At 43.7% G+C, this 508-nt stretch carries 1 protein-coding gene; it reads left to right on the top strand.

Annotation, left to right across the window (positions count from 1 at the left end; translation table 11 throughout):
• A partial coding sequence (locus ACWHAR_RS32420) for an MMPL family transporter (RefSeq protein WP_452089097.1) occupies positions 1-508 on the top strand: 508 nt, incomplete at both ends.

Here is a 508-nt window from a genome sequence, read left to right as displayed (position 1 = left end):
AATTAAGTGTCGTTCTGGATTCAAATCCGTACTCAGAACAAGCTATTGCGACAATAAACCAAATTAAAAAAGCGGTCGCAAACGAAGTTGACGGCACTCCTTTGGAGGATGCACAGATCGTATACGGCGGGGTCACGAGTATGAATGCGGACTTAAAAGAGCTATCCACAACGGACTTCTCCAGAACAATGGTGATTATGATTATAGGCCTGTTTATCGTGTTAACCATTTTGTTCCGCTCAATGATCATGCCGATTTATATGATCGCGTCATTGCTGCTGACGTACTATACGTCGATATCCATAACAGAATTAATTTTTGTAAACGGCTTAGGAAACGCCGGCGTCAGCTGGGCAGTGCCATTCTTCAACTTTGTCATCTTGATCGCGTTAGGGGTAGATTATTCGATCTTCTTGCTGGATCGATTTAAGGAAGAGGTGCACCTTGGCATTGAGCAAGGTGTCGTCAGGTCAATGAGCAAAATGGGATCTGTCATTATTACAGCTGC

This window comes from Bacillus sp. LR--39 (assembly GCF_053613335.1).
The sequence above is the reverse complement of the archived record's forward strand: the minus strand, read 5'-3'. Positions and strand labels throughout refer to the sequence as shown.